We start from the raw sequence: 23,635 nt of genomic DNA on the forward strand, positions 1-23,635 counted from the left end.
GTCTGAGGACCGGAAGGTCTGAGGGCCGGCCCGGACGGGACCGGCGGTCCGGCGGTCCGGCGGTCCGGCGGTCCGGCGGTCCGGGCGGAACGACCGGTCCGGGCCCCCGCGTTCCCGGGTCTCAGCGGAAGACGGAGGGCGGCGGGGCGGGCGAGGGCCTGGCGGTCGCGTCGGTGACCGGCGCCGCTCCCCCCGCGAAGTCGGCGAGGGCCCTGCCGTGTTCGACCCGGCCCGGGTGCGGGTCGGTGGCGACCCGGCGGGTCAGTTCGGCCACCGGCAGCTCCCGGTCCGAGGCGACCAGCACCGCGTTGCCGAAGCGGCGCCCGCGCAGCACGGTGGGGTCGGCGGTCAGCGCCAGTTCGGGGAAGACGGCGGCGGCCGTGGCGATCTGGCCGCGCAGATGGGCCAGCGGCGGGCCGTCGGCGAGGTTCGCCGCGTAGAGGCCGCCGGGCCGCAGCACCCGCCGCACCCCGGCGAGGAACTCGGTGCTGGTCAGATGGGCGGGGGTACGGGCTCCGCCGAACACGTCCGCGATGACCAGGTCCGCCCAGCCGTCCGGAATCCTGGCGAGACCGGCGCGGGCGTCGGCGGAACGGACCCGCACGCGGGCGCCCGGGTCGAGGGGCAGTTCGCGCCGGACGAACCGGACCAGGGCCTCGTCCAGCTCCACGACCTGCTGCGTGGAGCGGGGGCGGGTCGCGGCGACGTACCGGGCGAGGGTGAGGGCGCCGCCGCCGAGGTGGACGGCCTGGAGCGGCCGGTTCGGCGGGGCGGCGAGGTCCACGACGTGGCCGAGGCGCCGCTGGTACTCGAAGGAGAGGTGCGTCGGGTCGTCGAGGTCGACGTGCGACTGCGGGGCGCCGTCGACGAGCAGGGTCCAGCCGCGCGGGCGCTCCCGGTCGGGTACGAGTTCGGCGAGGCCGCCGTCGACGGTCTCGGCGACGGGTGCGGCCGCCGCCCGGTCACGCTGCTTGTTCCTGGCCATCGGCCCATTATCCGCTCGTTCGCTCATCCGTACGCATGCGGCGGGCCCCGGCCCGGCGGGACGGCGGACGGTGGGCGGCGGCCTCCTCCGGGGCCGGACGTGCGCGCGGCGGGCTCAGCGGCAGCCGTCGGCGGCCTCGATGAGCCGGGCCGCCTCGCCCAGGGCCTCGCGCAGGACGGCGGGGTCGGTGACCGGGTCGGTGTCGCCGGGGGGCAGCAGCCACCCGGCGGGACGGAGCGCGTCACCGGCGGGTTCGGGCAGTTCCGGGAGCTCGGGGAGGCGGAGGCCGCGCCCCGACGTGCGCGTACAGGCGCTGCCGGGCACGTCCCAGGCGGCGGCGGTGCCGGGCGGCACCAGGAACCCCAGGGTGTCGCAGGTCCCGTCGTGCACGACCGGCCCGACGGCGGGGGCCCCGGTCCTGCGCAGGATGTCGACGGCCTCCAGTCCCTGGCGGACCGGCACGGTGACCAGGTCCCAGGCCTCGGCCGGCGGGGGCCCGTCCGTCCCCGGGGCGGGCGCGCTCCAGGTGGCCGACTGGGAACCGATCTCCGACATGGGACCCCTCCTCACTCCATGAGGAGACACGTTCGTCTCCCCCTTACGGTTCAACGCCCGCGCCCGTCAACGGCTACGGCGTTTTCCCGCCGCAAAGGGTGGCGGTTCATGGCGGATCGCGGGTGAGATATCCGGTTTGTTGCCAAACTCCGCGTAGGCATTCGGTCACAGAGGGTACGTTCTTGCCGCCGGACCACCCGGCAGCACCAGGAGAGGGCTCGGCCATGGCGATGTCACGGGCAGTTCCCAACCTCGCCTTCCGCAGGCTCCGCGGACAGCGGTCGGCGGCGGAGTTCGCCGCCGCCGTCCGACGGGCGGCGCGGGAGATCGGCGAACAGGTCGCGTGCGACGCCCGTTACGTCGGGCGCGTGGAGGCGGGCGAGATCCGCTGCCCGAACTACGCGTACGAGCGGGTGTTCCTGCACATGTTCCCCGGCCTCGGCCTCTCCGACCTGGGCTTCTCCGCGCGGGAGGCGGTGCGCGGCCGACGGCGGACCGTCCCGGCCGGCGCGGCGCCCCCCACCGGCTTCACGACCTGGAACGATGAGGAGAGCGACGTGCTGCGTCGCGCATTCATGACGAGCGGTTCCGCCGCCCTGGCGGCCGTCTCGCTGGGACTCGGCGGTCCCGCCGCCGCGATCCCGGCCCCCCGCGGCACCCACCGGATCGGCGAGGCCGAGGTGCGGGCCGTCGAGGACGCCGTACGGCGCATCAGACTGCTCGACGACCGGCACGGCGCCGACGGGCTCCACAAGGCCGCCGCCCAGCCGCTCCGGGCCGCGTACGCGCTGCTCGACGCGGGCGCCGCGGCCCGCCGCTCCACCGGGGAACGGCTGCACGCGGGCGTGGGCGAACTCGCGCTCTCCGTCGGATGGCTGGCCCACGACTCGGGCCGCCACGAGGACGCGCGCTCGCACTACGCCGAGGCCCTCGCGACCGCGCGCGCGACGGGCGGCGCGGGAAACGCGGCCCTGGAGGCGCACGCCTTCTGCAACACGTCGTTCCTGGCCCGGGACACCGGCCGGTACCGGGAGGCGCTCGGGGCGGCACAGGCCGGTCTGCGGGTCGCGCGACCACTGGGGTCGGCCCGGCTGCTGTGTCTGCTGTCGCTGCGGGAGGCGGGCGCCCGGGCGGGGCTCGGGGACCGCTCCGCCTGCGAGCGGGCCCTCGGCCGCGCCCACTCCTTCTTCGACCGGGGCCCGGCCGACGACGACCCGGAGTGGATGTCCTTCTTCGGGGAGCCCGAGCGGGAGGCGCACGAGGCGCAGTGCTGGTCGCTCCTCGGCGACCACGACCGGGCCGTCCGGCACGCCCGCCGGGCCACGGCCCTGCAGAACCCGCACTTCGCCCGGAACCTCGCCCTCTACCGCGCCCAGCTCGCCGGGGACCTGGCGCGGGCGGGCCGCACGGACGAGGCGGCGGCGGAGGCGGAACTCGTGCGGAACTCGCTCGACGGCATCGCCTCGGCCCGCGTCCGCGGCCTCCTCACGGAGACGGGCCGCGTCCTGTCCGCGACGCGCTGACACCGGGCGCGGGCCCGGCCGCACGCGCGCGGGCCGGCGCCCCGCGGGCCCGTCCCGCGCCCGGCGGGCGCCGTACGCCGGGGGGCGGGGCCGTACCGCCCGGGCCGGGCTCCCGTACGCCGGGGGCGGGCCCGTACCACCCCGGCCGGGCCGCCGTCCGCCCGGCGGGCGCCGTACGCGCGGGGCGGGGGCGTCAGTTCCTCCGCCCGCTCCTCCGCGTGCGCGCGGTCAGCGCTCCAGGTGTCCGGTGTCGTTCCAGCGTTCGAGCGCGGGGGCGTCGTACGCCCATCCCAGGACCGACAGGCTCGTCGGGTCCAGGCGGATGCGGGCGGCGAAGGAGACGTCCTCGCCGAGCCAGCGGGCGCCGATCGCGCGCAGGATGTGTCCGTGGGCGAAGACCAGGACGTCCCGGTCCCCGGAGCGGGCCCACTCCACGATCGTGTCGGCGCGGTCCGACAGCTGCGCCAGGGTCTCCCCCTCCGGGACGCCGTCGCGCCAGATGAACCAGTCCGGCCGGTCCTTCTTGATCTGTGCCGGGGTCAGTCCCTCGTACGCCCCGTAGTCCCACTCCATCAGCGCGTCCCAGGGCTCGGCCCGGTCCCCGAAGCCCGCGAGGGCGCAGGTCTCGCTCGCCCGGACCAGGGGGCTGGTGCGCACCTCCACGCCGGGCAGGCCCTGCCAGGGCCCCCGGTGGAGGCGCTCGCCGAGCAGCTTCGCGCCGCGCCGCCCCTCTTCGAGCAGCGGGATGTCGGTCCTGCCGGTGTGCCGGCCGAGAAGTGACCACTCGGTCTGGCCGTGCCGGGCGAGCAGGATGCGCGGTGCCATGGGAAGGCTCTCCAGAGGTTCGCGGTGCGGACGGGCTCCTTCCATCATCGCCCACCCCGATCCGGGGCGGCACGCGGGCGACCGGCGGGGGCCGCCTCCGGCGTCTCCGGCCGCGCGGAACGGCCGGCCGGACGCCCGGAAAGGGGGGAACCCGCCCCGGTTGTCGGTGGCGGATGCGAGACTTCCGCGGGTGAGCGCATCCCTGGACGGCGGTCTGTCACGACCGCCGCAGACGACCCGCCGGCCCGGCACCGCCCCCGCCCCGGCGAAGCCGAGAGCCCGGGAACGGCTCGCCGAACTGCGCGGGCCGGCCAACCCGCCGCGCCCGCTGGACGCCCGGGCGCTCGCGGCGCTCGCGGCCAACCCCGGTTGCCGGCGCCGGGCCCTGCTCGACGGCGCCGGGGTCGACAAGTCCGCGCTGGCCGCGAGGCTCGGCTCCCCGGCCCCCTTCGGCCAGTCGCAGTTCGCGATCGTGCGGGGCAACTCCTTCGAGGCGAAGGTCAAGGCGGACGGCGGCCGTGAACTGCTGCGCCTGTTCGGGGTGGAGGAGCCGGGCGGGGTGGACGTGCCCGACCTGACGGCGGCCGGGCCCGCGGGACGGGTGGCGCGCACCGCGCTCGCCCTGCGGGAGGCGACCGGGTCCGGGACGTGGACGCTCCTCGACCATCCGCTGCTCGCCCTGGAGGTGGCGGGCTCGCCGGTCTACCTGGAGCCGGACGCGGTGGTGGTCCGCCCGGACGGCGGCTGGACGGTGGTGGAGATCAAGTCCTTCCCGACGGTCGACGGTTCGGCCGACGCGGCGAAGGTGGGCGCGGCGGCCCGCCAGGCCGCCGTGTACGTGCTCGCGCTCGAACGGGTCGCGGAGGCCGTGGAGGGCGCGCGGGTGGCGCACTCCGTCCTGCTCGTCTGCCCCAAGGACTTCTCGAACGTGCCGACGGCCTCGGTGGTCGACGTCCGCAAGCAGCGGTCGGTGACCCGGCGTCAGCTGGCCCGGCTCACCCGGATCGACGAGATCGTGGACGCCCTGCCGGAGGGCGTCGGCTTCGACGTGACGGAGCGTTCGGCGGAGGAGCTGGAGGCCGCCGTGGAGTCGGTGCCCCACCAGTACGCGCCGGAGTGCCTGGCCGCCTGCGAGCTGGCCTTCCACTGCCGTTCGCGGTCGCGGGAGGCGGGCGCGGTGGAGACCCTGGGCCGTTCGGTGCGGGGTGAGCTGGGCGGCCTGACGACGATCGGCGCGGTCCTGGCGGCGGCGCGCGGCGAGGCCGGCGACCCGGAGGACCCGGCGGTGGCGGCGCTGCGCCGGGCGCGGGCCCTGCGCGAGGAGGCGCTGGCGTCGGCCCCTCCGCGCGTCCCCCGGGAGGGCGTCGCATGCCCCCGCTGACCGCGCGTCCCGCGCCCCGGGGCGCCGGGTCCCGCGCGCCCCGCCCGACCGCGCGTCCCCGTCGCGCGCCCCGAAAGGCCCCCGCATGTCGCTGATCTCCACGCTGGCCCGGATGGAGGCCGTCGAGTCGGGCCGGGCGCAGCCGCTCGCCACCGTCCGGCACCGGCACCTCTCCGAACGCCCGCTGGTCCTGGTGCCGTTGACCACCGCCGGTGAGGCGGGCGCCCCGCTGGGCGCGCTCGTCGGCACCGACCCGGAGGAGCCGAGGCTCCTGGTGGTGCCCCAGCCCCGCGACCGCGACCTGCGGTTCTCGTTCCTCGCGGACCTGGCCGAGGAGATCCTGCCGTACGTCGACGGGTTCACGGACGCCGTGGAGCTGGTGGAGCGGAACGAGACGGACGCGGAGACCGGGAAGAAGGTGCGGGTCGAGGTCGAACTGTGCGCGGACGCGCCGCAGCTGATCGTGCCGAGCCGGGCGGGCGTCGAGTACGTGCGGCTGCTCGGGCGTTCCACCCGGTTCCGGCGGACGGCCGAACAGGACCCGGAGACGCCGTTCCCCGCGCCGCCGCGGGTGCCGCTGCTCGGCCGCTGGCTGACGCACTTCGGCGAGCGGGCCCGGGTGCCCGGCTCGTCGCTGCTGCTCGCGGCGACCGACCTGCTCAACCGGCACTGGGCGACCGGCCAGTCCTCCCTGGAGGACCAACACCTGGGCGCGCTGCTGGCCTGGATCGATCCGGAGGACGGGGTGCCAGGCCCGGTGGGGGCGCTGCGGGCAGAGACGGGCCGGGACGAGCGGGGGCAGCTCCTCTGCCCGCCCGCCGGGCCCGCCACCGACCCGGCCTTCGACAACCGGCTCCTGGCGCCCGCGATCGAGCGGTACGACAGGGCCCGGCAGGCGTCCGGCGCGGCCGAGGACGGCGAGGCGGCCGACCGGGCCCTCGGCGAACTGGTCGCGGCCGAGCGGGAGGTGCGCCGGCTCGTCGCCTCGCAGCTGAAGCCGGTCTGGGAGGCGGTGTGGCGGGCGCTCGGGCTGCTGCGGGAGCTGCCGGAGGGGGCCAGGACCGGGGACCGCTGGACCCGGGACCGCTGGTCCTTCACCGCCCACCGGGACCGGATCGCGGCCGGCGAGCCGCCGCAGCCGCGCCGGGACGACGCGGTGACGGCGGCGCGGAAGCTGGCGGCCCGCGAGCAGGCCCAGGGCCAGCTGGAGGCGCAGGAGGCGCTGGACGACCCGCTGGTCATGGCGGGACGGCGGCTGGCGGGCGAGGCGTTCGCGGCGGAGGTGGTGGAGGTGACGATGGCGTGGACGGAGTCGAAGCGCCCCGCGCCCCGGCCGCTGCTCACGCTCCGCACGGAGGACCGGCCGCACCTGGCCGAGCGGGTGCGGGCGTACCGCTCGCTGGACGGCAAGCCGCAGACGGCGGAGTTCGTGCGGTACGAGGAGGACGGCTCGCCGGTGTTCCGGGTCCTGGACCGGATGGGCCGGTCCAGGGAGCCGGCGGAGGGTTCGGTGCCGGAGAAGGGCGAGCGGATCGTCTGGACGCTCTTCGAGCACGACCAGCGGACCGGGCCGCGGCTTCCGGACCCGGAGGAGACGCCCTGGACGCACGGCGGTCCGCCCCGGACCGACGCCGTGGAACCGCCCGACCCCGTGACCCCCGAGGACCTGCTGTGACCCGCGAACCCTTCGATCCTTCCGCCGCGGCCGGGCGGGCGACGGACGCCATCCTGGCGGACACCCTGCACGGCACCTCGCGGGGCGTGGTCGTGGACTCCCCGCCCGGCGCCGGCAAGTCGACGCTCGTCGTGCGCGCGGCCCTCGAACTGGCCGCCGCCGGGCGTCCCCTGATGGTGGTCGCGCAGACGAACGCGCAGGTGGACGACCTGGTCCTGAGGCTCGCCGAGAAGGAACCGGACCTCGTGGTGGGCCGGCTGCACTCCAGCGACAGCGATCCGTACGACAAGGCGCTCGACGACCTGGAGAACGTGCGGAAGTCCGCGAAGGCGGGCGACCTGGCCGGGCTGCCGGTGGTGATCTCCACGGCCGCCAAGTGGGGGCACGTGAAGAACGCCGAGCCGTGGGCGCACGCGATCGTCGACGAGGCGTACCAGATGCGTTCGGACGCGCTGCTCGCGGTGGCCGGGCTCTTCGAGCGGGCGCTGTTCGTGGGCGACCCGGGGCAGCTGGACCCGTTCTCGGTGGTGGGCGCGGAGCAGTGGGCGGGGCTGGCGTACGACCCGTCCGCCAGCGCGGTCTCGACCCTGCTCGCGCACAACCCGGAGCTGCCGCAGCACCGGCTGCCGGTGTCGTGGCGGCTGCCCGCGTCGGCGGCGCCGCTGGTGTCGGACGCCTTCTACCCGTACACGCCGTTCCGCAGCGGCACCGGGCACGGGGACCGGAGGCTGTCCTTCGGGGTGCCGTCGGACGGTTCGGGTCCGGACCGGGTCCTGGACGAGGCGGCCGAGTCGGGCTGGGGACTGCTCGAACTCCCGCCCCGGCACACCCCGCGCACCGATCCCGAGGCGGTGGGGGCGGTCGCCCTGGTGGTGCGGCGCCTCCTGGACCGGGGCGGCGCGGCGGTCTCGGAGCGCTCCGAGCACCCCGTGCCCCTGACCCCGGCGAGGATCGCGGTCGGCACCGCCCACCGCGACCAGGCGGCGGCGGTGCGGGCGGCCCTCGCGGGGCTGGGCGTGACGGGGGTGACGGTGGACACCGCGAACCGGCTCCAGGGACGCGAGTACGACGTGACGGTCGTCCTCCACCCGCTGTCCGGCCGCCCGGACGCGACCGCCTTCCACCTGGAGACGGGCCGGCTGTGCGTGCTCGCCTCCCGGCACCGGCACGCGTGCGTGGTGGTGTGCCGGGCGGGCGTGGCGGAGCTCCTGGACGAGCACCCGTCGACGGAACCGGTCCGGCTGGGGGCGGTGGTGTCGTTCCCCGACGGCTGGGAGGCGAACCACGCGGTCCTCTCCCACCTGGAGGAACACCGGGTGGTCTGGACGCCGTGACCCCGGGGCGCGCGGCCCCGGATTCGCGCCCTTGCGGGGCGCGGGACAATGGAGGACGGCCCGGGACTCCGGGCCGTGCCCGTGCGAGGAGGAGAAGGACGATGGCGGAACCCGCGGAGCGGAGCGGACAGCGGCGGCTCCGGCCGGCACCGCTGGTCTTCGAGCCTGCCGAGGCGACCGCCGATCCGGAGCACTTCTTCGACCTGGAGTCCCTGGAGGACCCCCGGGAGCTGCTGGCCCGCGCGACGGAGCTGACGCTCGCGTTCCGGGCGGCGACGGACCGGGCGACGGAGTTCCAGGCGATCGCGGCGGCCCAGCTCGCGGACCCGCGCCGCTTCGACCGCCTGTCGGTGGCGGACGTCGCCGAGCGGGCCCAGTGGACCGAGGACTACGCCCGGAAGATGATCGAGTTCGGCCGCGGCCTCATCCGGACGGACGGACGTCCGCCGGAGGACTGAGCGGACCCGGCGGCGCGCGGGCCCGGACCGGGAGGCGGGGCGCCGCTGGCGTCTCCGGGAGCCCCCGGCGCCCGGACCGGGAGGCGGGGGCGCCGCGGACGTCTCCGGAGCCCCGGACGGCGCGCGGGCGCGGGCCGGGGCGCACACGGACGAGCCGGGGCGCAAGGGCGTCGCTCCGGAGCACGGGGGCGCGAAACGGGGGCGCGTACGGCTCGAAGTCGTACCCCGTGACCAAAAAACACCCCTGGCATATGCCGAGTGGGCACGATACCCCTCGGCCGCCCTCCCTGTCCGGGATTCCGCGAACTCTCGGAAACCGTCCCGTCACTCCGGGTACACCTGGACGCATGACGACGTGGCTGCGCGAAGAGACCCCGCACGACGTGTTCCGCTTCCTGCGGGAGGACGACGAGGGGCGGCACCAGACGGCCCGGGTGACCGCCGACGGAGCCGCCTGGCTGGCCTCGGCCGCCGGCGACCGGGGGGCCGCGCTCACCCGCTGGGAGTCCCGGCCCGCCTCGCCCGCCACGCTGCCCTGCGGAACGGTCTTCGACGTCGTCGGCGTGGACCAGGTCTTCGGGCGCCGGATGCTGGACCGGCTGTGGGCGGAGGGCCCGGGGTCGGGGCCCGTCGCCGTCCACCGGGGCCGGATGATGCTCTTCACCGCGCCGGGCACGGCCCAGCGGCTGCCCGCCCTGCTCGACTGGGAGGCGGGCGCCGACTCCGGGCGGGACGCCCGGGGGCGGGGCGGCGCGGTGCCCCGGCCGCTCTGCCACGGACGCGGGGACGCGGTGACCGTGCCGCCGCTCGCCCCGTCCGGCACGGCCGGGCCCCGCTGGCTGGTGGCCCCCGACACCCGGCACCCGTGGCTGCCCGGACCCGAGGTCGTCCTCTGGGCCTGCGTGCGGGCCGCGCGGGCGGCCGCCGCCGCCGACGTGCGGGTATCGATTTTTCCTCCCGCCGTTCCGGGTGCTAATGTCTACGACGTCAGCAGGCGCCGCTAGCTCAGTTGGTTAGAGCAGCTGACTCTTAATCAGCGGGTCCGGGGTTCGAGTCCCTGGCGGCGCACCGACGGAAGAAGCCCCTCGCGGAAGCGGGGGGCTTCTTCGTGTGCCGGCGGGCGGCCGTCAGCGCGCTCCCGCCGGGGTGATCCGGACCGTCCAGACGTCCGACGCCGTGCGGTCCGTGACCTCGATCCGGACGTCCGTCCCCGGCACGGTGAAGGTCTCGCCCTCCTCCAGCGGGGCGTCCGCGAGCGGCGGGTAGACCGAGCGGTCCCAGCACGCCTCGGTGTCCGGGTGCGCGTCCACGACCTCGACCGGCCCGTCGCCGGAGGCCGTACCGCTGCGGATCCGGTAGACGAGCACGCCCTCCGTGCAGGTCTCGGCGTCGTTCCCGGCGTCGCTGCGGGCCTCGATCGCGAGCGCGCTGTCGCGACCGGTGCGGACGACGGCCAGCCGGGTGCCGAGCGTGGCCCCCGGGGCCCGCGGGGCGTCGGTCGGCTCCAGGCTGACCACCTCGGGGCCGGGCCCCCGGACGCACGTCACCTGCGTGCGGGAGAGCCAGCCGAGCTTCCACTTGTGCCAGCCGAAGAGGTCCGGGGCGAGCCCGAACTGGCTGCCCATGACGTCCCAGTCGCCCACGTGGGTGTCCCAGTCGCCCCTGCCGTCCTCCGGGCGGTGGTAGAGGTCGGGCAGGTCGAAGACGTGGCCGGTCTCGTGGGCGAGGACGTTCCGGTCGGGCGGGTGCCGCTCGAAGACGGTGACGACCCGCCTGATCTCGGTGCCGTCGGCCTCCAGCGGCCGGTCCAGGTTGACGACCTTGGTCGCGTCGGAGTCCACGCCCGGCGCGTCCGGGTCCGCGACCAGGTAGACGATGTCGTACCGGGAGAAGTCCACGCTCGCGTCGGCGGCGGCGACGGCGTCCCGGAGGTACGCGGCCCGCTTCTCGGTGTCCCAGTCCCGCCGTATGCCGTACGCGCCGGAGTCGCGCGGCATCGGGGTCCAGGCCTTCTGCGGGTGCGGGCGCAGGGTGAAGCGCCCGTAGGAGGCGCGCTCGAAGTACTCGCTGGTGCCGGGGAAGTGGTCGGCGGCGAGTTCGGCCGGGCCGGTGAGGGGCTCGGCGTCCGGGAAGGACAGGAAGATCATGACCGCGTCGAGGACGCCCCCCGGGCGCGGGTACGAGCCGTTCCAGGTGTCGAGGCCGAGGGAGTGGTGGGCCCCGGTGCGGGTCAGGGCGCAGGGGGCCGCCGAGGGCACGCCGACGGCGGGGCCCGTGACGAGGGTGGTGGCGGCCAGCGCGGTGAGCGAGGTGAAGGCGGCCGCCCCGGCGCGCAGGCGCGGGCGTCCCGCCCTTCCGGAGGGACCCGTGCCGCCGGACGGTCCCGCGCCTCCCGGTGGCTCCGCTCCCCCGGGCGGTTCCCCTCCTCCGGGTGGCTGCTGACGCCTCACGTGGACCTCCGGATCACGAATGCGGGACACCTCACCCACCTTGTGATGATTTGCATCATTTCGCATATTTCCGCTGACCCGGTCGGGTGAGGAGGAGCCACGGTGTCGACGTGAAACGGACACGAACCGGTTCACGGAAAGTCACAATCGATCACCCCCCATCAGCCCCTGTCAGAGCCGGGCCGAAGCGGTCGGGCGGGGCGGCCCGGCGGAGCGCTCCGGGAGGCCGGGCGGACCCGGGCGGCCCCCCACGGCTGGAAGGGCCGCCCGGCCTGGCTCTATGATCGGCTCACTCTTCCTCGGCCGACCGTCCCGTCCCCGTGTGACCGGCCCGACTGCACTACGGGAGCGAGCGGTGAGCGCAACCCCCGAAGGACCGGCGCCCCAGGAGCGGCCGGAGCCGCCCGGCACCGCCCCCGCCCTCACGGAGCGTCACGACGAGCACCGCGCGGCCGAACTCCACGACTACCGCGCCGCCTTCCGGGTCGCCCGGCTCGCCATGGCCGTCGTGGACCAGGACGGCATCGTCGTCGCCGCCAACGACTCCCTCGGCGCCCTCCTCGGCACCGGGGCCGAGGCGCTCCGGGAGCGGGCCGCCTCCGACCTCGTGGACCTCGCCTCGGACGGGCGCACGTGGCACGCGTACCGCGAGGTGCTCCGCGGCCGGCGCTCCCGCCTCCGCTGCACCCGCCGCCTCGAGCACCCCGGTGGGCGCCCGCTGTGGGCCGAGGTCACCGTCGCCCCCGTGCCGGGCAGCCGGCGGGTCCTGCTGTCGGTCGCGGACATCAGCGACCGGCGCGAGCTCCAGGCCCGGCTGCGCCACCTCCAGATGCACGACCCGGTGACCCGGCTGCCCAACCGCGCGCTCTTCTTCGAACGCCTCTCGGCCGCCCTGGACGCCGCCGCCCGGCAGGACACCGGCCCGTCCGGACCGCCGCACGAGCCGCACGAATCACACGAGCCGCACGGGTACGGCGGGACCGGCCGGATCGGCCTCTGCTCCATCGACCTCGACGGCTTCAAGGCGATCAACGACACCCTCGGCCACCGGGTCGGCGACCGGCTCCTGGCCGCCGTCGCCGACCGGCTGACCGCGTGCGCGGACGGCGGGGGCCCCACCCGCGGCGGCGGTCACCTCGTGGCGCGGCTCGGCGGGGACGAGTTCGCGATCATGGTCGAGGACTCCACCGGCACGGAACAGCTCGCGGACCTGGCGCGCTCGGTGCTCGACGCGCTCCAGGCCCCCTTCGACCTGGCCGGGCAGCGGCTCTCGGTGTCCGCCTCGATCGGCGTGGTCGAGCGCTCCGGGCGCGGGACGACGGCGACGTCCCTCATGCAGGCCGCGGACACCACGCTGTACTGGGCGAAGGCGGACGGCAAGGCCCGCTGGGCCCTCTTCGACCCCGAGCGCAACGCCCACCGGATGACCCGGCAGGCGCTCTCCTCCACCCTGCGGCCGGCCGTGGAGCGCGGGGAGTTCGCCCTGGAGTACCAGCCCCTCGTGGACCTGTCCGACGGGGCGGTGCGCGGGGTGGAGGCGCTGGTGCGCTGGCACCATCCGCGGTTCGGCCCGCTCGCGCCGAACCGGTTCATCGGGATCGCCGAGGAGGACGGCTCCATCGTGGAGCTGGGGCGGTGGATCCTGCGCACCGCCTGCCACCAGGCCCGGCAGTGGCAGAAGGACCATCCGCGCGAACGCCCGCTCTTCGTGAGCGTCAACGTGGCGGTCCGGCAGGTCTGGGACTCCGACCTCGTCTCGGACGTGGCCGGCGTCCTCGCGGAGACCGGCCTCGCCCCGCACCTGCTCCAGCTCGAACTGACCGAGTCCGCCGTGATGGGCTCGGCGGGCCGGCCGCTGCGGGCGCTCCAGGCGCTGAGCGACATGGGGGTGCGGATCGCGATCGACGACTTCGGCACCGGGTACTCGAACCTCGCCTACCTGAGCAGGCTCCCGGTCTCCGTGCTCAAGCTGGACGGTTCGTTCGTCCGCGGCTTCCAGGACGAGGAGCACTCCAACCCGGCGGACGAGCTGATCGTCGAGGCGCTCGTCCAGCTCGCGCACCGGCTGGGGCTCACGGTCACCGCCGAGTGCGTCGAGACCGCCGGGCAGGCCGGCCGGCTGCGGCGGATCGGCTGCGACACGGGGCAGGGCTGGCTGTACTCGCGGGCGGTGACCCCGGACCGGATCGCCGAGCTGATCGGCACGGAGCCGCTGCCGGTCTGAGCCGCCCGCGCGCCGGGCCGGGGCGTGGAACCGCCCCCGGCCGGAGGGACAGTCCGGGCGGGGGCGGTGGTCGTGGGGGGAGGGGGCCGGCCGTGGGGAGCGGCCGGCCGGGACGGGACGGCGGTCGTGGGGGGGGTCAGGTCCTCAGCAGGCGCCGAGGTCCTGCCAGACGCCCCATTCACCGGTGGTGCCGGGGGCCTCGTTCTGGGTCCACCACTTGGCCCTGTACGTGCGGCCGTTGTGGGAGACCTCGTTGCCGGTGTTGTAGACCGTGCCGGCCGCGTACGCCGGGGCGGTGCAGCCGGTGGCCGGCGGCGTCGTCGGGGGCGTGGTGGGCGGGGTGGTCGGCGGCGTCGTGGGAGGCGTCGTCGGCGGGGTGGTGGGCGGCGTGGTGGCGGAGCCGAGCGCGGTGTCGATCTGCTTCAGGAGGGTGGCGTTCTCGTCCAGGCCGAGCAGGGAGTACATCATCGCGCCGGCCAGGCCTCGCTGCTTGCCGTAGTCGACCCGGGCCTGCACGGACTTCTGGTTCAGGCCGGTGAAGAACTCGCCGTCCTTGTAGAAGTACGAGGACTTCGACCGGTCGTCCCAGAAGGTGGTCGCCGGGTTGTCGACGATGCCGCCCAGCTCCTTGTAGTGCGCGATGCCGGCCTGCTGGCTGAGCGGGCGGGCGTTGGAGCCGCCGGTGGCGGTCTGCGCGAGGCCGTGGGTGGTTCCGGCCGGGACGCCCTTCCAGCCGCGGTAGTAGAACTCGTAGCCGAGGGTCAGCTTGCCGGCGGGGAAGCCGCCCGCGACGCCGTAGGCCGGGTTGCCGTCGATCCAGGAGTCGACGGCGGAGTCGATCGTGTACTTCTCGGTGCCCGGCGCGATCGGGTCGGTCGGGTCGTCCGGGGAGGGGTACAGCGGGGACTGGTGGTACGTCGGCCCGTCGCCGTCCCAGGCGCCGTGCATGTCGTACGTCATGATGTTCGCGTAGTCGAGGTACGCGCCGATCTTGTCCGTCTCGATGTGCTTGATCTTGTCCTGGCCCGCCGGGAGGGCCGCGGTCAGCAGGTACTTCTTGCCGCCGTTGGCCTTGCCGTACGCGTCGAGCTGCTTGCGGAACTCGGCGAGCAGGAGCGTGAAGTTCTGCTTGTCCTCGGGGCCGTAGTGGTTGCCCAGGTGGCCGCCGGAGGAGCCCGGGTACTCCCAGTCGATGTCGATGCCGTCGAAGACGCCGGCCGCCGAGCCCGGGCCTCCGAAGCCGCCCTCGACCGGCAGGTTGCCCTTGAGGTACTGGTCGACGCAGGAGGAGACGAGCTTCTTGCGGCTCGCGTCCGTCTTCGCGGCGTCGTGGAAGTACTTGGAGTAGGTCCAGCCGCCCAGCGAGATGTTGATCTTCAGGTGGGGGTACTTCGCCTTCAGCTCCTTGAACTGGTTGAAGACGCCCACGATCGGCTGGTTCCACGTGTCGGCGACGCCGTCGACGCTGTCCGCCGCGCCGAAGGACTTCTGGTAGTCGGCGAACGAGTCGCCCGCGCCGTCACCCGCGTTGGGGTTGTTGTCGTCGCCCGCGGCCTTGTTGGCCATGAAGCAGGTGAGGTCGGTGGGGTGGATGTTGCCGAACGAGTAGTTGAGGACGTCCAGCCGGCCCGCGATGCCCCGGGTGTCGAGGTGCTTGGGGTAGAACGCGTTGCCGTAGACGCTCCACTGGTCGTAGTACGCGATGCGCACGCCGCCCGCGGAGGCGGCGGTCGTCGTGCCGGCCGCCTGGGCGGAGCCGAGTCCGGCGGTCGCGGCGAGCGCGCCGGCGGCGAGGGCCGAGCCGAGGAGCGCGGCGATCAGTGACTTGCGGGGGTGCACGTGCGGCCTCCGGGTGGGGGGGTACTGGGTGGTGCCGTACAGGAGTGGGAGCAGTGATAGCCGCCGCGCGAACGGTGAGTCAATGGTCTGAACCAAATTGAGGACTAGACCAATCGGAGGCAGAAAGGCCTTGTCGGAGGGGTGCGGCACAGAAAAGAACCGCCCGCCACCATCGGTGACGAGCGGTTTAAGGTTCCCTTAGGGAAGATCCGGGATTCGTTCGACGGTGAACCACCCGTTCCGGAAATCCGCGATCCGTCCGGCGGGCGCCGGTCCGGGACCGGACGGCCGGACCGTCCGGGCTACTCGGGGAGCTCCGGCATGCCGTAGGCGTCGGCGATGAGTTCGTAGCTCCGCAGCCGCGCCTCCCCGCCGTGCGCGTTGGCCGTGATCATCAGCTCGTCGGCGCCGGTCCGCTTCCGCAGGTCGTCCAGGCCCGTGCGGACCTCGTCCGGGGTGCCGTACACGACGTTCGCCAGCCAGCCGTCCACGAACTCCCGCTCGGCGGGGCCGAAGGAGTACGCCTCCGCCTCCTCCGGCGTCGGCACCAGACCGGGCCGGCCGGTGCGCAGCCGCAGCATCGAGAGGGCGCCGGTGAGGACCTGGCGGCGCGCCTCCCCGGCCTCGTCGGCGGCGAGCGCCGAGACGCCGATCAGCGCGTACGGGGCGTCGAGCACCGCCGAGGGCCGGAAGGACTCCCGGTAGAGGTCGAGCGCCGGGATCGTGTTCCTGGCCGAGAAGTGGTGGGCGAAGGCGAAGGGCAGCCCGAGCAGGCCGGCGAGCCGGGCGCTGAAGCCGGAGGAGCCGAGCAGCCAGACCGGCGGGCGTCCCTTCGGGCCCTGCACCGGGCCGGGCACGGCGTGGACGCGCGCGTACGGATGCCCGTCGGGGAAGTCGTCGTCCAGGAAGCGGGTCAGCTCCGCGAGCTGCTCCGGGAAGTCGTCGGCGCCCTCGTTCAGCCGGTCGGTGCGGCGCAGGGCGGCGGCCGTGGCGCCGTCGGTGCCGGGCGCGCGGCCGAGACCGAGGTCGATCCGGCCGGGGGCGAGGGCCTCCAGGGTGCCGAACTGCTCGGCGACGACGAGCGGGGCGTGGTTGGGCAGCATGACGCCGCCCGAGCCCAGCCGGACGCGCCGGGTGTGGGCGGCGAGGTGGGCCAGGATGACGGCCGGGGAGGAGGAGGCGACCCCGGGCATGGAGTGGTGCTCGGCCACCCAGTGGCGGTGGTAGCCGCGCCGCTCGGCGAGCCGGGACAGCTCGACGCTGGTGGCGAGGGCCTGGCTCGCGGTCCGCCCGCTGCCGACGGTCACCAGATCCAGCACGGACAGCGGTACGGGCGCGGTCCCCCGCACCTCTCCTCGAATGGTGTCGGTCACCGTCGGGACCCTCCTCGGCGCGCTCGCGTGTGCATGAGGGGAAGAACAGGAGGGAGGCTCCGCTTATTCCGTCCCCTCCGCCCCACCTCTTCGCCCCGCCTCTTCCCGCCGTCGCTCCCGCCTCCTCCCGCTCCCGCCGCCCGTGCGGGGCGCCGTACCCCCGCGCGGGCGGCGGCGTGCGTTCCCGGCCACCGGGGAGGAGGCGGCACCGGGTCCCTTTCCGCGCGAAAAATCTCTTCTTCTCTTCCGGTCGAACACGCGGACGAGCGCGTTCACGCACGTCCCTGACCTGAGGTTCTGCCCGAAACCAATGACCCTGGCATATGCCAGAGTGGCGCGACCCAGCACAGGGCCCGGACCGCCCGCGTCTTTCTGGCCAACAGCCGCCCTCCGAAGGGGCCTTGACGGCTATCTTGGAACGAAAGCTAGCGGTCACAACCTGGTAGGGGGAAACCGTGGCGCTGAAGCCCGAGCCCACCGCGCCGTTCCATTCGGTGCAGTACGCCCTGCGCGTACTCGAAACGATCTCCCGGCACGGCGGCGGAGTGACGGACGTCCAGATCGCACGCGAGACCGGCCTCCCCGTGGCCCACCTGTCCTCGCTGCTCCTCATGCTCCGTCGCGAGGGATACGTCGAGCAGGTCGCCGACGGCGCGTACGTGGTCGGGGACTCCCTCGTCCTCCTCGGCTCCGGCACGACCCGCCGCGACGCCCTGGAGGCCAAGCTCCAGGAGACCCTGACCGAGCTGCGCGACTCCGTCGGCGCGGCCGTCTACATCAGCCGGTACATCGACGGCGAGGTGAAGATCACCCAGTTCGCGGACGGCCCGCGCACGCCCAAGGTCAACGAGTGGGTCGACTTCCGCTCGGCGGCGCACGCCAGCGCGGTCGGCAAGTGCCTGCTCACCCAGCTCGACCAGAACGGACGGCGGGACCACCTCTCCCGGCACAAGATCGCCCGGCTGACCTCCCGGACCATCACCAGCGAGCGCGTCCTCTTCTCCAAGCTGGACAGCCAGCCGGCCACCGTCCCCGTGCTCGACCTCCAGGAGTACGCGGTGGGCACCGTCTGCGCCGCCGTGCCGCTGACGGCGGGCGCCGCCGTGGGCTGCCTGGCGCTCTCCCTCCCGATCGAGCACGCCCACCGGCTGCGCGCGGCGGCGGACACGCTCAACCGCAGGGCGGCCCCGGTGGTGCTCTCCCTGGCGATCTGAGGCCCGCCCCGCGGGGTGGTCCGGAGCACCCCGCGGGACCGGGTAGTATTTTCTCTGTCAGCAGGCGCCGCTAGCTCAGTTGGTTAGAGCAGCTGACTCTTAATCAGCGGGTCCGGGGTTCGAGTCCCTGGCGGCGCACGGACGGAGAAGGACCCCCGCGGAAGCGGGGGTCCTTCTCGTCGTGCCCCGAGGTACGTCACGCCCCGAAGTACGTCACGCCCTGAGGTAGGTGAGGACGGCGAGCACGCGCCGGTGGGTGTCCTCGGCCGGGGGCAGGTCCAGCTTCGCCAGGATGTTGCCGATGTGCTTGCCGACGGCGGCCTCGGTGACGACCAGGCGGCGGGCGATCGCGCCGTTGGAGTGCCCCTCCGCGACCAGGCCCAGGACCTCGCGCTCGCGCGGGGTCAGCGCCTCCAGCGGGTCCCGGTGGCGGCGCAGGAGCTGCCGTACGACCTCGGGGTCGACGACCGTGCCGCCGTCCGCGACCCGGGCCAGCGCGTCCCGGAACTCCTCGACCTGTCCGACCCGGTCCTTCAGGAGGTAGCCGACGCCGGTGCCGTCCCCCGCGTCGAGGAGGTCGGCGGCGTAGCTGCGCTGCACGTACTGGCTGAGGACGAGGACCGGCAGGGCGGGCCGTTCGGCACGGAGCGCGACCGCGGCGCGCAGCCCCTCGTCCTGGAAGCCGGGCGGCATCCGCACGTCGGTCACGACGATGTCCGGGTCGTGGGCGGCGACCGCCTCGCGCAGGGCGTCGGCGTCCCCCACGGCGGCGACGACCTCGTGGCCGAAGCGGGCCAGGAGCCCGATCAGGCCCTCCCGGAGGAGGACGCCGTCCTCGGCGAGGACGACGCGGAGCGCGCGGCCCGCGTCGGGCCGGCCGGTGCCGGCGCGGTCGGTGTCGGTTCGGTCGGTGTGGGGCACGGGATCTCCACTCGGAGCAGGGTCGGCCCGCCCGGCGGGCTCATGATCGTCAGTGTGCCATCGAGGACGGCGAGCCGGTCGGCCAGACCGGTGAGGCCGCTCCCCCGGGCCGGGTCCGCCCCGCCCCGCCCGTCGTCCTCGACGTCGAGGCGCAGGACGCCGCGTTCGTGCCGCGCGGTGAGCCGGGCGCGGCGGGCACCGCTGTGCCTGCCGACGTTGGCCAGCGCCTCGTAGCCCGCGAAGTAGCCGGCGCTCTCCACGGCCCCGGGCAGCCGGGGCAGCTCGACGTCGGTGTCCACGGGGACGGCGGAGCGGTCGGCGGCGTCGGCGAGGGCGGGACCGAGGCCGTAGTCGGCGAGGACCTGGGGGTGGATGCCGTGGATCAGCTCGCGCAGCTCGGTCAGGACCTGCCCGGCCTCCGCGTGGGCCTTGGCCAGCTGGTCCGCGAGCGGCCCCGGCGGGGCGTCGAGGCGGGCGAGGCCGAGGGTCATGGTGAGGGCGACCAGGCGCTGCTGGGCCCCGTCGTGGAGGTCGCGCTCGATGCGGCGCCGCTCGGCCTCGAAGGCGTCGACGAGCCGGGCGCGGGAGGCGATCACCTCACCGATCGCGCCCGGCGGGGCGTCGGCGTCGCGCGGGGCGAGCAGGGCGCGGGCGAGGGCGGCGCGCGCGCCGGCGAGGGCGGTGAGGGGATAGGAGAGGAGCACGAGGAGGGCGGCGCCGAGGAGTGCGGTGGCGAAGGCCTCCGGCCAGGTGGTGACCAGGTACGCCTTGACGACCTTGGCCTCCCGGCCGTCGGCGGCCAGCTGGACGGGGGCGCTGAGGAGGGCGAGGGGCAGGCCGGCGCCGACGGCGAGGACGATCAGGTCCAGCGGCCACAGGACGGCGGCGAGCAGCAGGGCGTACGCCAGTTCCCGCCAGGTCGCCTGCTCGCCCGCCCGCAGCCGGAGCCAGGCGGCGAGACCGGGCTCGGTGGGGACGCGGTGCGGGTCCGGGGCCGGGTCCCGGTCCACGAGCCGGAGGCGGAGCCGTTCCAGCGCACCGACGGCGGGCCCGGAGAGCAGGAGCGGCGGCAGCCCCACGAGGAACAGCGAGAACACGCCGAGGAGCAGGAGCACCAGACAGGCCGCGGCCCCGGTGAGGGCTCCGGTGGCGAGGTACGCGACGGCCCGCCACGGCCACGGGCCGAGGAGGAAGCGGGGCCGGGCGAGCGCCTGCCAGGGCGTGCGCGGCTCCTCCGGGGGACGGGGTGCCACGGGCGCGCGCGGCCCGGCGGGGAGACGGGATTCCACCGGGGTGCGCGGTTCCACGGCCTCTGCGGGCCTACGGGGTTCCATGGACGCCCACGGTAGGCCCGGCGCCGGGGGCGGGGCCATGGGTCTGGGGGGCCGGGCGGGGGTGGGGCTGGGACTACCCCGGGGCCGGGAGTACCCCGGGGTCGGGACTGCCCCGGGGCCGGGACTGCCCCGGGGCCGGGCGGCCCGTTCACCGGAGGCGCGTTCCTTCCGGACGTCCGTGGCCCGGACGCCCGTGGCCCGGGGCCCCCGTTACGGAGGCCCGCGGTCCGGAGACCCCTGCCACGGACGCCCGTGGCCCGGGGGCCGGGGCGCGGCTCGCGCCCCGGCCGGGGTGGTGGCGGACCGTCAGAACTTGACGTCCGAACAGGCGTAGAAGGCGTTCGCGGTGTCCGCGACCGTCCACACCGCCAGGATGAGGTGACGGCCCGTCTTGCCCGCCGGGAGGGTCCCGGAGTGCGAGAGGGTCGACGGCGGCTGCTGGTTGTTGTAGGGGACGGTCAGGAACGGCTGGGGGTCGAGCGCGGCCCGGGTGAGCTTCTGGGTCGGGTCCCAGCCGTTCCTGGTGATGAAGTACTTGAAGTCGGTGGTGCGGTGGCGGGCCGTGAACTGCCAGCGGAAGGTGTAGCTCTGCCCCGCCGTGACGCTCGTCGCCGGCCAGGTGCCGCCGCGCGGGTCGTCGAGCTCGGCGAACGGGGCGTTCCCGCCCGAGCAGATCTTCCCGTCGGCGGGTCCGGCGGCCGGGAAGCCCTTGAGCCCCTCGACCGACTGAGGCTCCCACTGGATGCTGCCGCAGTTGGACACGGTGCCGTTGGCACAGAGCTTCTGGCGGCTGATCGGCGAGTCGGTGTAGCCGTGGCTGCCGGCGGTGCCGGTGCCGAGGAGGGTGACGCCGGCGACGCCGAGCGCCACCACCGTCGCTCCGACTGACTTTTTGCGCATGCTGTCGCTCCAGAGAACGTGGGGGAGTTCCGTCGGGCCTTGCGCACGCGTGCGGGTACGGCCGGCCGTGGTGCGCCACCGCCGCTGTCGCGGACGGTGACGCACCACGGATGGCTCACTTTGGTCTGGACCAAGTACCAAGGTAGGGAGAGAAGTTGAACCTGTCCATCCCTTCACGCCCCCTCGACGGGAGCGGTCCTGCCCGTGTAGAACGCCACCGTCAGGTCCTTGACCAGCACCTTGCGCTCGTAGTCGTCCAGCTCCACCAGACCACGACTGGTCAGCCGGTGGACCACGTCGTCCACCGCGTCCACGACCGACGTGAGGATGCTGTCCCGGTGCTTCGCGTCGAGCACCGCGATCCGCCGCCGCCGCATCGCCGCCGCGAGTTCGGGGGCGTACTCGATCCGCGTCGGCTGCGCCGAGAAGACGTCGAGCCCGACCGGGGCGCACTCCGCCGACAGCATCCGCGTCAGGGCCTCGCCGACCGCCTCCGCGTCGCGGAGCGTCGGCGCGTCCTCGTGGAACGCGTCCGCCGGGAGCTGTGAGAGCACCCGGGCCATCGCCGCCTCCACCTGCTCCCGCAGGTACTGCTCGTGCCCGTCCACCCCGAGGGCCGCCCGGGCCGTGTCCCGCACCCGCCAGACCACCAGGACCACCACGTCGAGCGCGGTGCCCTTGGCGTCCACCGCCGGCAACGGCTCACTGCGCCAGTGCCGGAGCCGTACGTCCACCCGGCGGCGCAGCAGGAGCGGGCTGACCCAGACCAGACCGGTGCGGCGGACCGTGCCCCGGTAGTCGCCGAACAGGGTCAGCACCCAGGCGTGCCCGACCCGGCCCCGGCCGAGGCCGCCGAACGCGAAGAGGGCGGCCGCCAGCCCCAGGGCGAGGAAGACCCAGTGGCCGAGACGGACCCCGTGGTACGGACGGTCCGGCAGCCCCAGCGCCCGCGCCGCCCCGGTGGGCACCGCGCCCGTCCACCACACGACCGCCGCGCACCAGAACAGCGCCAGGGCCCCGGCGGTCACCCCGACCCAGCCGGGCAGCACCGCCCCGGGGCGCTCGACGAGCGCGGGGTCGGCGGTGGGCGCCGGACGGGTGGAGACGAGGGGCGCCGCGTGCCGGGCCCTGGACCTGGCCTTCGTACGGGGCCGGGGGTCGGACGCCTGCTCGGCCCGCCCCGGGGCCCGGGGCCCCGACGGGCCCGGGGAGGCGGGCTCGCGGTCCTTCCGCGCCGGGGCGGGCGCGGCCATGGCGACGGTGTCGGGACCCCCGTCGTCCGTCGCGGTACGGGCGGCGGCCCCCGGCTCGTCCCGGAAGAGCAGGTGCACCGGGATGGAGCCGGTGGTGTCGGTCCCGATCACGTTCTTCCGCCGTGCCACCCGCACCACACCGGCCACGGGCACGGCGACGGAGGCGACCTTCGCCCCCTTGATCCGGCCGAAGTCCGGGGCCCCGGGAGGCCGGGGAGCCGGGGCGCCCCCACCGGGGGCGGGGGACCCGGGGACGCGCTCGCCCTCCGGGGCCGCCGGAACACCGGGCTTCCCGGCCGGAGCGGGGCGCTCCTCGGCGGCGGACGCGGGAGCCGGGGACGCCGCCGGGGACGGAGCCTTCCCGGAGTCCGGAGCCGCCGGGACTCCCGCCACGGCCGGGGACGCCGCCGCCTCCGCCACCGCCTTCGCCTTCGTCTCCGCAACCGCCTTCGTCTCCGCCTGCTCCGCTTCCGGCGCGCCGCCGGGGCGCGGGGTGCCGGTCGCCTCCGGTGAGGGGGCGGGGGCGGCTTCGGTACGGGGAGTCTCCGACAGGACGGCCGTCGACGCCGCACCCGGTCCCGGAGCGGGCGCGGCACCGGAGACCGGAACCGGTGCCGTACGGGAGACCGGAGCCGGTGCCGCACCGGAAGCCGGGGCGGGTCGCGCACCGGAATCAGGAACCGGTGCCGGTGCCGGGTCTCCGACGGCGGCGGTCTGCTCATCCCCGCCGGGGGCCACCGCCGGACGGTCGCCGGACGGCGCACGGAGGGGAGCCGCCGGGGCTCGGTCCGACAGGGGCCGGGATGCCGGAGCCCCGGCCGCCTTCCCGGGCCCGGCCTCCACGGCCCCGGCCGTTTCGGACCGGGCCGCCTCGGACCGGGCCGCCTCGGACCCGACCGCCTCGGACCCGACCGCCTCGGACCCGACCGCCTCGGACCCGACCTCCCCAGACCTGGCCGTCTCCGCCCGGGTCATCTCGGATCGGGCCGTCTCGGCGCGGGATGTCTCGGCCCGGGGCGCCTCGGTGAGGGTCGTCACCGACCCGGCCGTCACGGGCCGGACCGTCGCGGCCCCGGCCGCTTCGGTGCGGGTCGTCTCAGCCCGGGACATCTCGGTGCGGGACGCCTCGGCACGGGACACCCCGGACCCGGCTGTCCCGGTGTGGATCGTCTCAGTGCGGGCCACCTCAGGCCGAGCCGCCTCAGCGCGGGGCGTCTCGGGCCGGGCCGCCTCAGCGCGGGATGTCTCGGCCCGGGGCGCCTCGGTGAAGGTCGTCACCGGCCCGGCCGTCGCGGACCCGGCCGACTCGGACCGGACCGTCACGGGCTGGACCGTCATGGTCCCGGTCGGCTCGGTCCCGGCGGGCTCGGGACGAGCCGTCGCGGACGCGG

Annotated in this window: 18 protein-coding genes and 2 tRNA genes; 10 read left to right on the top strand and 10 right to left on the bottom strand. The window is 75.6% G+C overall.

What is annotated here, in order from left to right; genetic code table 11:
* Window positions 1–121 precede the first annotated feature (121 nt).
* Complete coding sequence (locus tag ACZ3IL_RS08435; RefSeq protein ID WP_467387905.1) at window positions 122–985, bottom strand: spermidine synthase; 864 nt, start codon at window positions 983–985, stop codon at window positions 122–124.
* Window positions 986–1,099: 114 nt separating this feature from the next.
* The gene (locus tag ACZ3IL_RS08440; protein WP_467387907.1) at window positions 1,100–1,540 is read right to left on the bottom strand and encodes a hypothetical protein; all 441 of its coding nucleotides are present in this window, start codon (window positions 1,538–1,540) and stop codon (window positions 1,100–1,102) included.
* 224 nt (window positions 1,541–1,764) lie between these two features.
* On the opposite strand from ACZ3IL_RS08440, the gene ACZ3IL_RS08445 reads away from it, so the two are divergent.
* The gene (locus ACZ3IL_RS08445; RefSeq protein ID WP_467387909.1) at window positions 1,765–3,063 is read left to right on the top strand and encodes a tetratricopeptide repeat protein; all 1,299 of its coding nucleotides are present in this window, start codon (window positions 1,765–1,767) and stop codon (window positions 3,061–3,063) included.
* A 228-nt stretch (window positions 3,064–3,291) separates the two neighbouring features.
* Here ACZ3IL_RS08445 and ACZ3IL_RS08450 read toward each other — a convergent pair whose 3' ends face one another.
* Window positions 3,292–3,888: a histidine phosphatase family protein gene (locus ACZ3IL_RS08450; protein WP_467387911.1), complete on the bottom strand. Its 597-nt coding sequence runs from the start codon at window positions 3,886–3,888 to the stop codon at window positions 3,292–3,294.
* A 190-nt stretch (window positions 3,889–4,078) separates the two neighbouring features.
* Between ACZ3IL_RS08450 and ACZ3IL_RS08455 the strand changes: the two genes are divergently transcribed.
* The 6 genes from ACZ3IL_RS08455 to ACZ3IL_RS08480 all read left to right on the top strand — a co-directional run bounded on the left by ACZ3IL_RS08455 (window position 4,079) and on the right by ACZ3IL_RS08480 (window position 9,804).
* Window positions 4,079–5,269, top strand: a complete 1,191-nt coding sequence (locus ACZ3IL_RS08455) for a hypothetical protein (protein WP_467387913.1) — start codon at window positions 4,079–4,081, stop codon at window positions 5,267–5,269.
* Between the two features lie 85 nt (window positions 5,270–5,354).
* The gene (locus ACZ3IL_RS08460; RefSeq protein ID WP_467387915.1) at window positions 5,355–6,944 is read left to right on the top strand and encodes a hypothetical protein; all 1,590 of its coding nucleotides are present in this window, start codon (window positions 5,355–5,357) and stop codon (window positions 6,942–6,944) included.
* Window positions 6,941–8,278 carry an AAA domain-containing protein gene (locus tag ACZ3IL_RS08465; RefSeq protein WP_467387917.1) on the top strand — a complete coding sequence of 446 codons (1,338 nt, stop codon included), beginning with the start codon at window positions 6,941–6,943 and terminating at the stop codon, window positions 8,276–8,278. Before ACZ3IL_RS08460 ends, ACZ3IL_RS08465 begins: the two co-directional genes overlap by 4 nt.
* A 101-nt stretch (window positions 8,279–8,379) precedes the next feature.
* Window positions 8,380–8,736 (top strand): hypothetical protein, encoded by a 357-nt coding sequence (locus ACZ3IL_RS08470; RefSeq protein WP_467387919.1) that lies wholly within the window; start codon window positions 8,380–8,382, stop codon window positions 8,734–8,736.
* A gap of 347 nt (window positions 8,737–9,083) precedes the next feature.
* Window positions 9,084–9,740, top strand: coding sequence for a hypothetical protein (locus ACZ3IL_RS08475; protein ID WP_467387921.1), 657 nt, complete (start codon window positions 9,084–9,086; stop codon window positions 9,738–9,740).
* Window positions 9,731–9,804 (top strand) — tRNA-Lys (locus ACZ3IL_RS08480). The genes ACZ3IL_RS08475 and ACZ3IL_RS08480 overlap by 10 nt, the downstream gene beginning before the upstream one ends.
* A 59-nt stretch (window positions 9,805–9,863) precedes the next feature.
* Here ACZ3IL_RS08480 and ACZ3IL_RS08485 read toward each other — a convergent pair.
* Complete coding sequence (locus ACZ3IL_RS08485) at window positions 9,864–11,216, bottom strand: M6 family metalloprotease domain-containing protein (protein WP_467387923.1); 1,353 nt, start codon at window positions 11,214–11,216, stop codon at window positions 9,864–9,866.
* A 325-nt stretch (window positions 11,217–11,541) separates the two neighbouring features.
* Here ACZ3IL_RS08485 and ACZ3IL_RS08490 point away from each other — a divergent pair, with 325 nt between their 5' ends.
* Window positions 11,542–13,410, top strand: a complete 1,869-nt coding sequence (locus ACZ3IL_RS08490) for a putative bifunctional diguanylate cyclase/phosphodiesterase (RefSeq protein WP_467387925.1) — start codon at window positions 11,542–11,544, stop codon at window positions 13,408–13,410.
* A 144-nt stretch (window positions 13,411–13,554) separates the two neighbouring features.
* On the opposite strand, the gene ACZ3IL_RS08495 is transcribed toward ACZ3IL_RS08490, so the two are convergent.
* Together ACZ3IL_RS08495 and ACZ3IL_RS08500 are read right to left on the bottom strand one after the other, a co-directional pair.
* Window positions 13,555–15,249 carry a glycosyl hydrolase family 18 protein gene (locus ACZ3IL_RS08495; protein ID WP_467387927.1) on the bottom strand — a complete coding sequence of 565 codons (1,695 nt, stop codon included), beginning with the start codon at window positions 15,247–15,249 and terminating at the stop codon, window positions 13,555–13,557.
* Between the two features lie 302 nt (window positions 15,250–15,551).
* Entirely contained in the window at window positions 15,552–16,622 is a 1,071-nt protein-coding gene (locus tag ACZ3IL_RS08500) for an LLM class flavin-dependent oxidoreductase (protein ID WP_467387928.1), read from the bottom strand.
* A 455-nt stretch (window positions 16,623–17,077) separates the two neighbouring features.
* Between ACZ3IL_RS08500 and ACZ3IL_RS08505 the strand changes: the two genes are divergently transcribed.
* Both ACZ3IL_RS08505 and ACZ3IL_RS08510 read left to right on the top strand, forming a co-directional pair.
* Complete coding sequence (locus ACZ3IL_RS08505) at window positions 17,078–17,836, top strand: IclR family transcriptional regulator (RefSeq protein WP_467387929.1); 759 nt, start codon at window positions 17,078–17,080, stop codon at window positions 17,834–17,836.
* A gap of 64 nt (window positions 17,837–17,900) precedes the next feature.
* Window positions 17,901–17,974 (top strand) — tRNA-Lys (locus tag ACZ3IL_RS08510).
* A gap of 75 nt (window positions 17,975–18,049) precedes the next feature.
* Here ACZ3IL_RS08510 and ACZ3IL_RS08515 read toward each other — a convergent pair.
* From ACZ3IL_RS08515 to ACZ3IL_RS08530, 4 genes are all read right to left on the bottom strand, one after another.
* Window positions 18,050–18,646, bottom strand: a complete 597-nt coding sequence (locus ACZ3IL_RS08515) for a LuxR C-terminal-related transcriptional regulator (RefSeq protein ID WP_467388218.1) — start codon at window positions 18,644–18,646, stop codon at window positions 18,050–18,052.
* Window positions 18,643–20,091: a sensor histidine kinase gene (locus tag ACZ3IL_RS08520; RefSeq protein WP_467387930.1), complete on the bottom strand. Its 1,449-nt coding sequence runs from the start codon at window positions 20,089–20,091 to the stop codon at window positions 18,643–18,645. The genes ACZ3IL_RS08515 and ACZ3IL_RS08520 overlap by 4 nt, the downstream gene beginning before the upstream one ends.
* A 306-nt stretch (window positions 20,092–20,397) precedes the next feature.
* A complete protein-coding gene (locus ACZ3IL_RS08525) occupies window positions 20,398–20,991 on the bottom strand; it encodes a lytic polysaccharide monooxygenase auxiliary activity family 9 protein (RefSeq protein ID WP_467387932.1) in 594 nt (197 codons plus the stop codon).
* A 173-nt stretch (window positions 20,992–21,164) separates the two neighbouring features.
* On the bottom strand, window positions 21,165–22,664 hold the full coding sequence (locus ACZ3IL_RS08530; protein WP_467387935.1) for an SPFH domain-containing protein: 1,500 nt from the start codon (window positions 22,662–22,664) through the stop codon (window positions 21,165–21,167).
* Between the last annotated feature and the right edge of the window lie 971 nt (window positions 22,665–23,635).

This window comes from Streptomyces sp. NPDC014907 (assembly GCF_055562975.1).

Bases quoted from the DNA above. Each gene is read 5' to 3' on its own strand.
- ACZ3IL_RS08435 (WP_467387905.1), bottom strand. From the start codon at position 985: ATGGCCAGGAACAAGCAGCGTGACCGGGCGGCGGCCGCACCCGTCGCC.
- ACZ3IL_RS08525 (WP_467387932.1), bottom strand. From the start codon at position 20,991: ATGCGCAAAAAGTCAGTCGGAGCGACGGTGGTGGCGCTCGGCGTCGCC.
- ACZ3IL_RS08440 (WP_467387907.1), bottom strand. From the start codon at position 1,540: ATGTCGGAGATCGGTTCCCAGTCGGCCACCTGGAGCGCGCCCGCCCCG.
- ACZ3IL_RS08520 (WP_467387930.1), bottom strand. From the start codon at position 20,091: ATGGAACCCCGTAGGCCCGCAGAGGCCGTGGAACCGCGCACCCCGGTG.
- ACZ3IL_RS08450 (WP_467387911.1), bottom strand. From the start codon at position 3,888: ATGGCACCGCGCATCCTGCTCGCCCGGCACGGCCAGACCGAGTGGTCA.
- ACZ3IL_RS08475 (WP_467387921.1), top strand. From the start codon at position 9,084: ATGACGACGTGGCTGCGCGAAGAGACCCCGCACGACGTGTTCCGCTTC.
- ACZ3IL_RS08470 (WP_467387919.1), top strand. From the start codon at position 8,380: ATGGCGGAACCCGCGGAGCGGAGCGGACAGCGGCGGCTCCGGCCGGCA.
- ACZ3IL_RS08445 (WP_467387909.1), top strand. From the start codon at position 1,765: ATGGCGATGTCACGGGCAGTTCCCAACCTCGCCTTCCGCAGGCTCCGC.
- ACZ3IL_RS08460 (WP_467387915.1), top strand. From the start codon at position 5,355: ATGTCGCTGATCTCCACGCTGGCCCGGATGGAGGCCGTCGAGTCGGGC.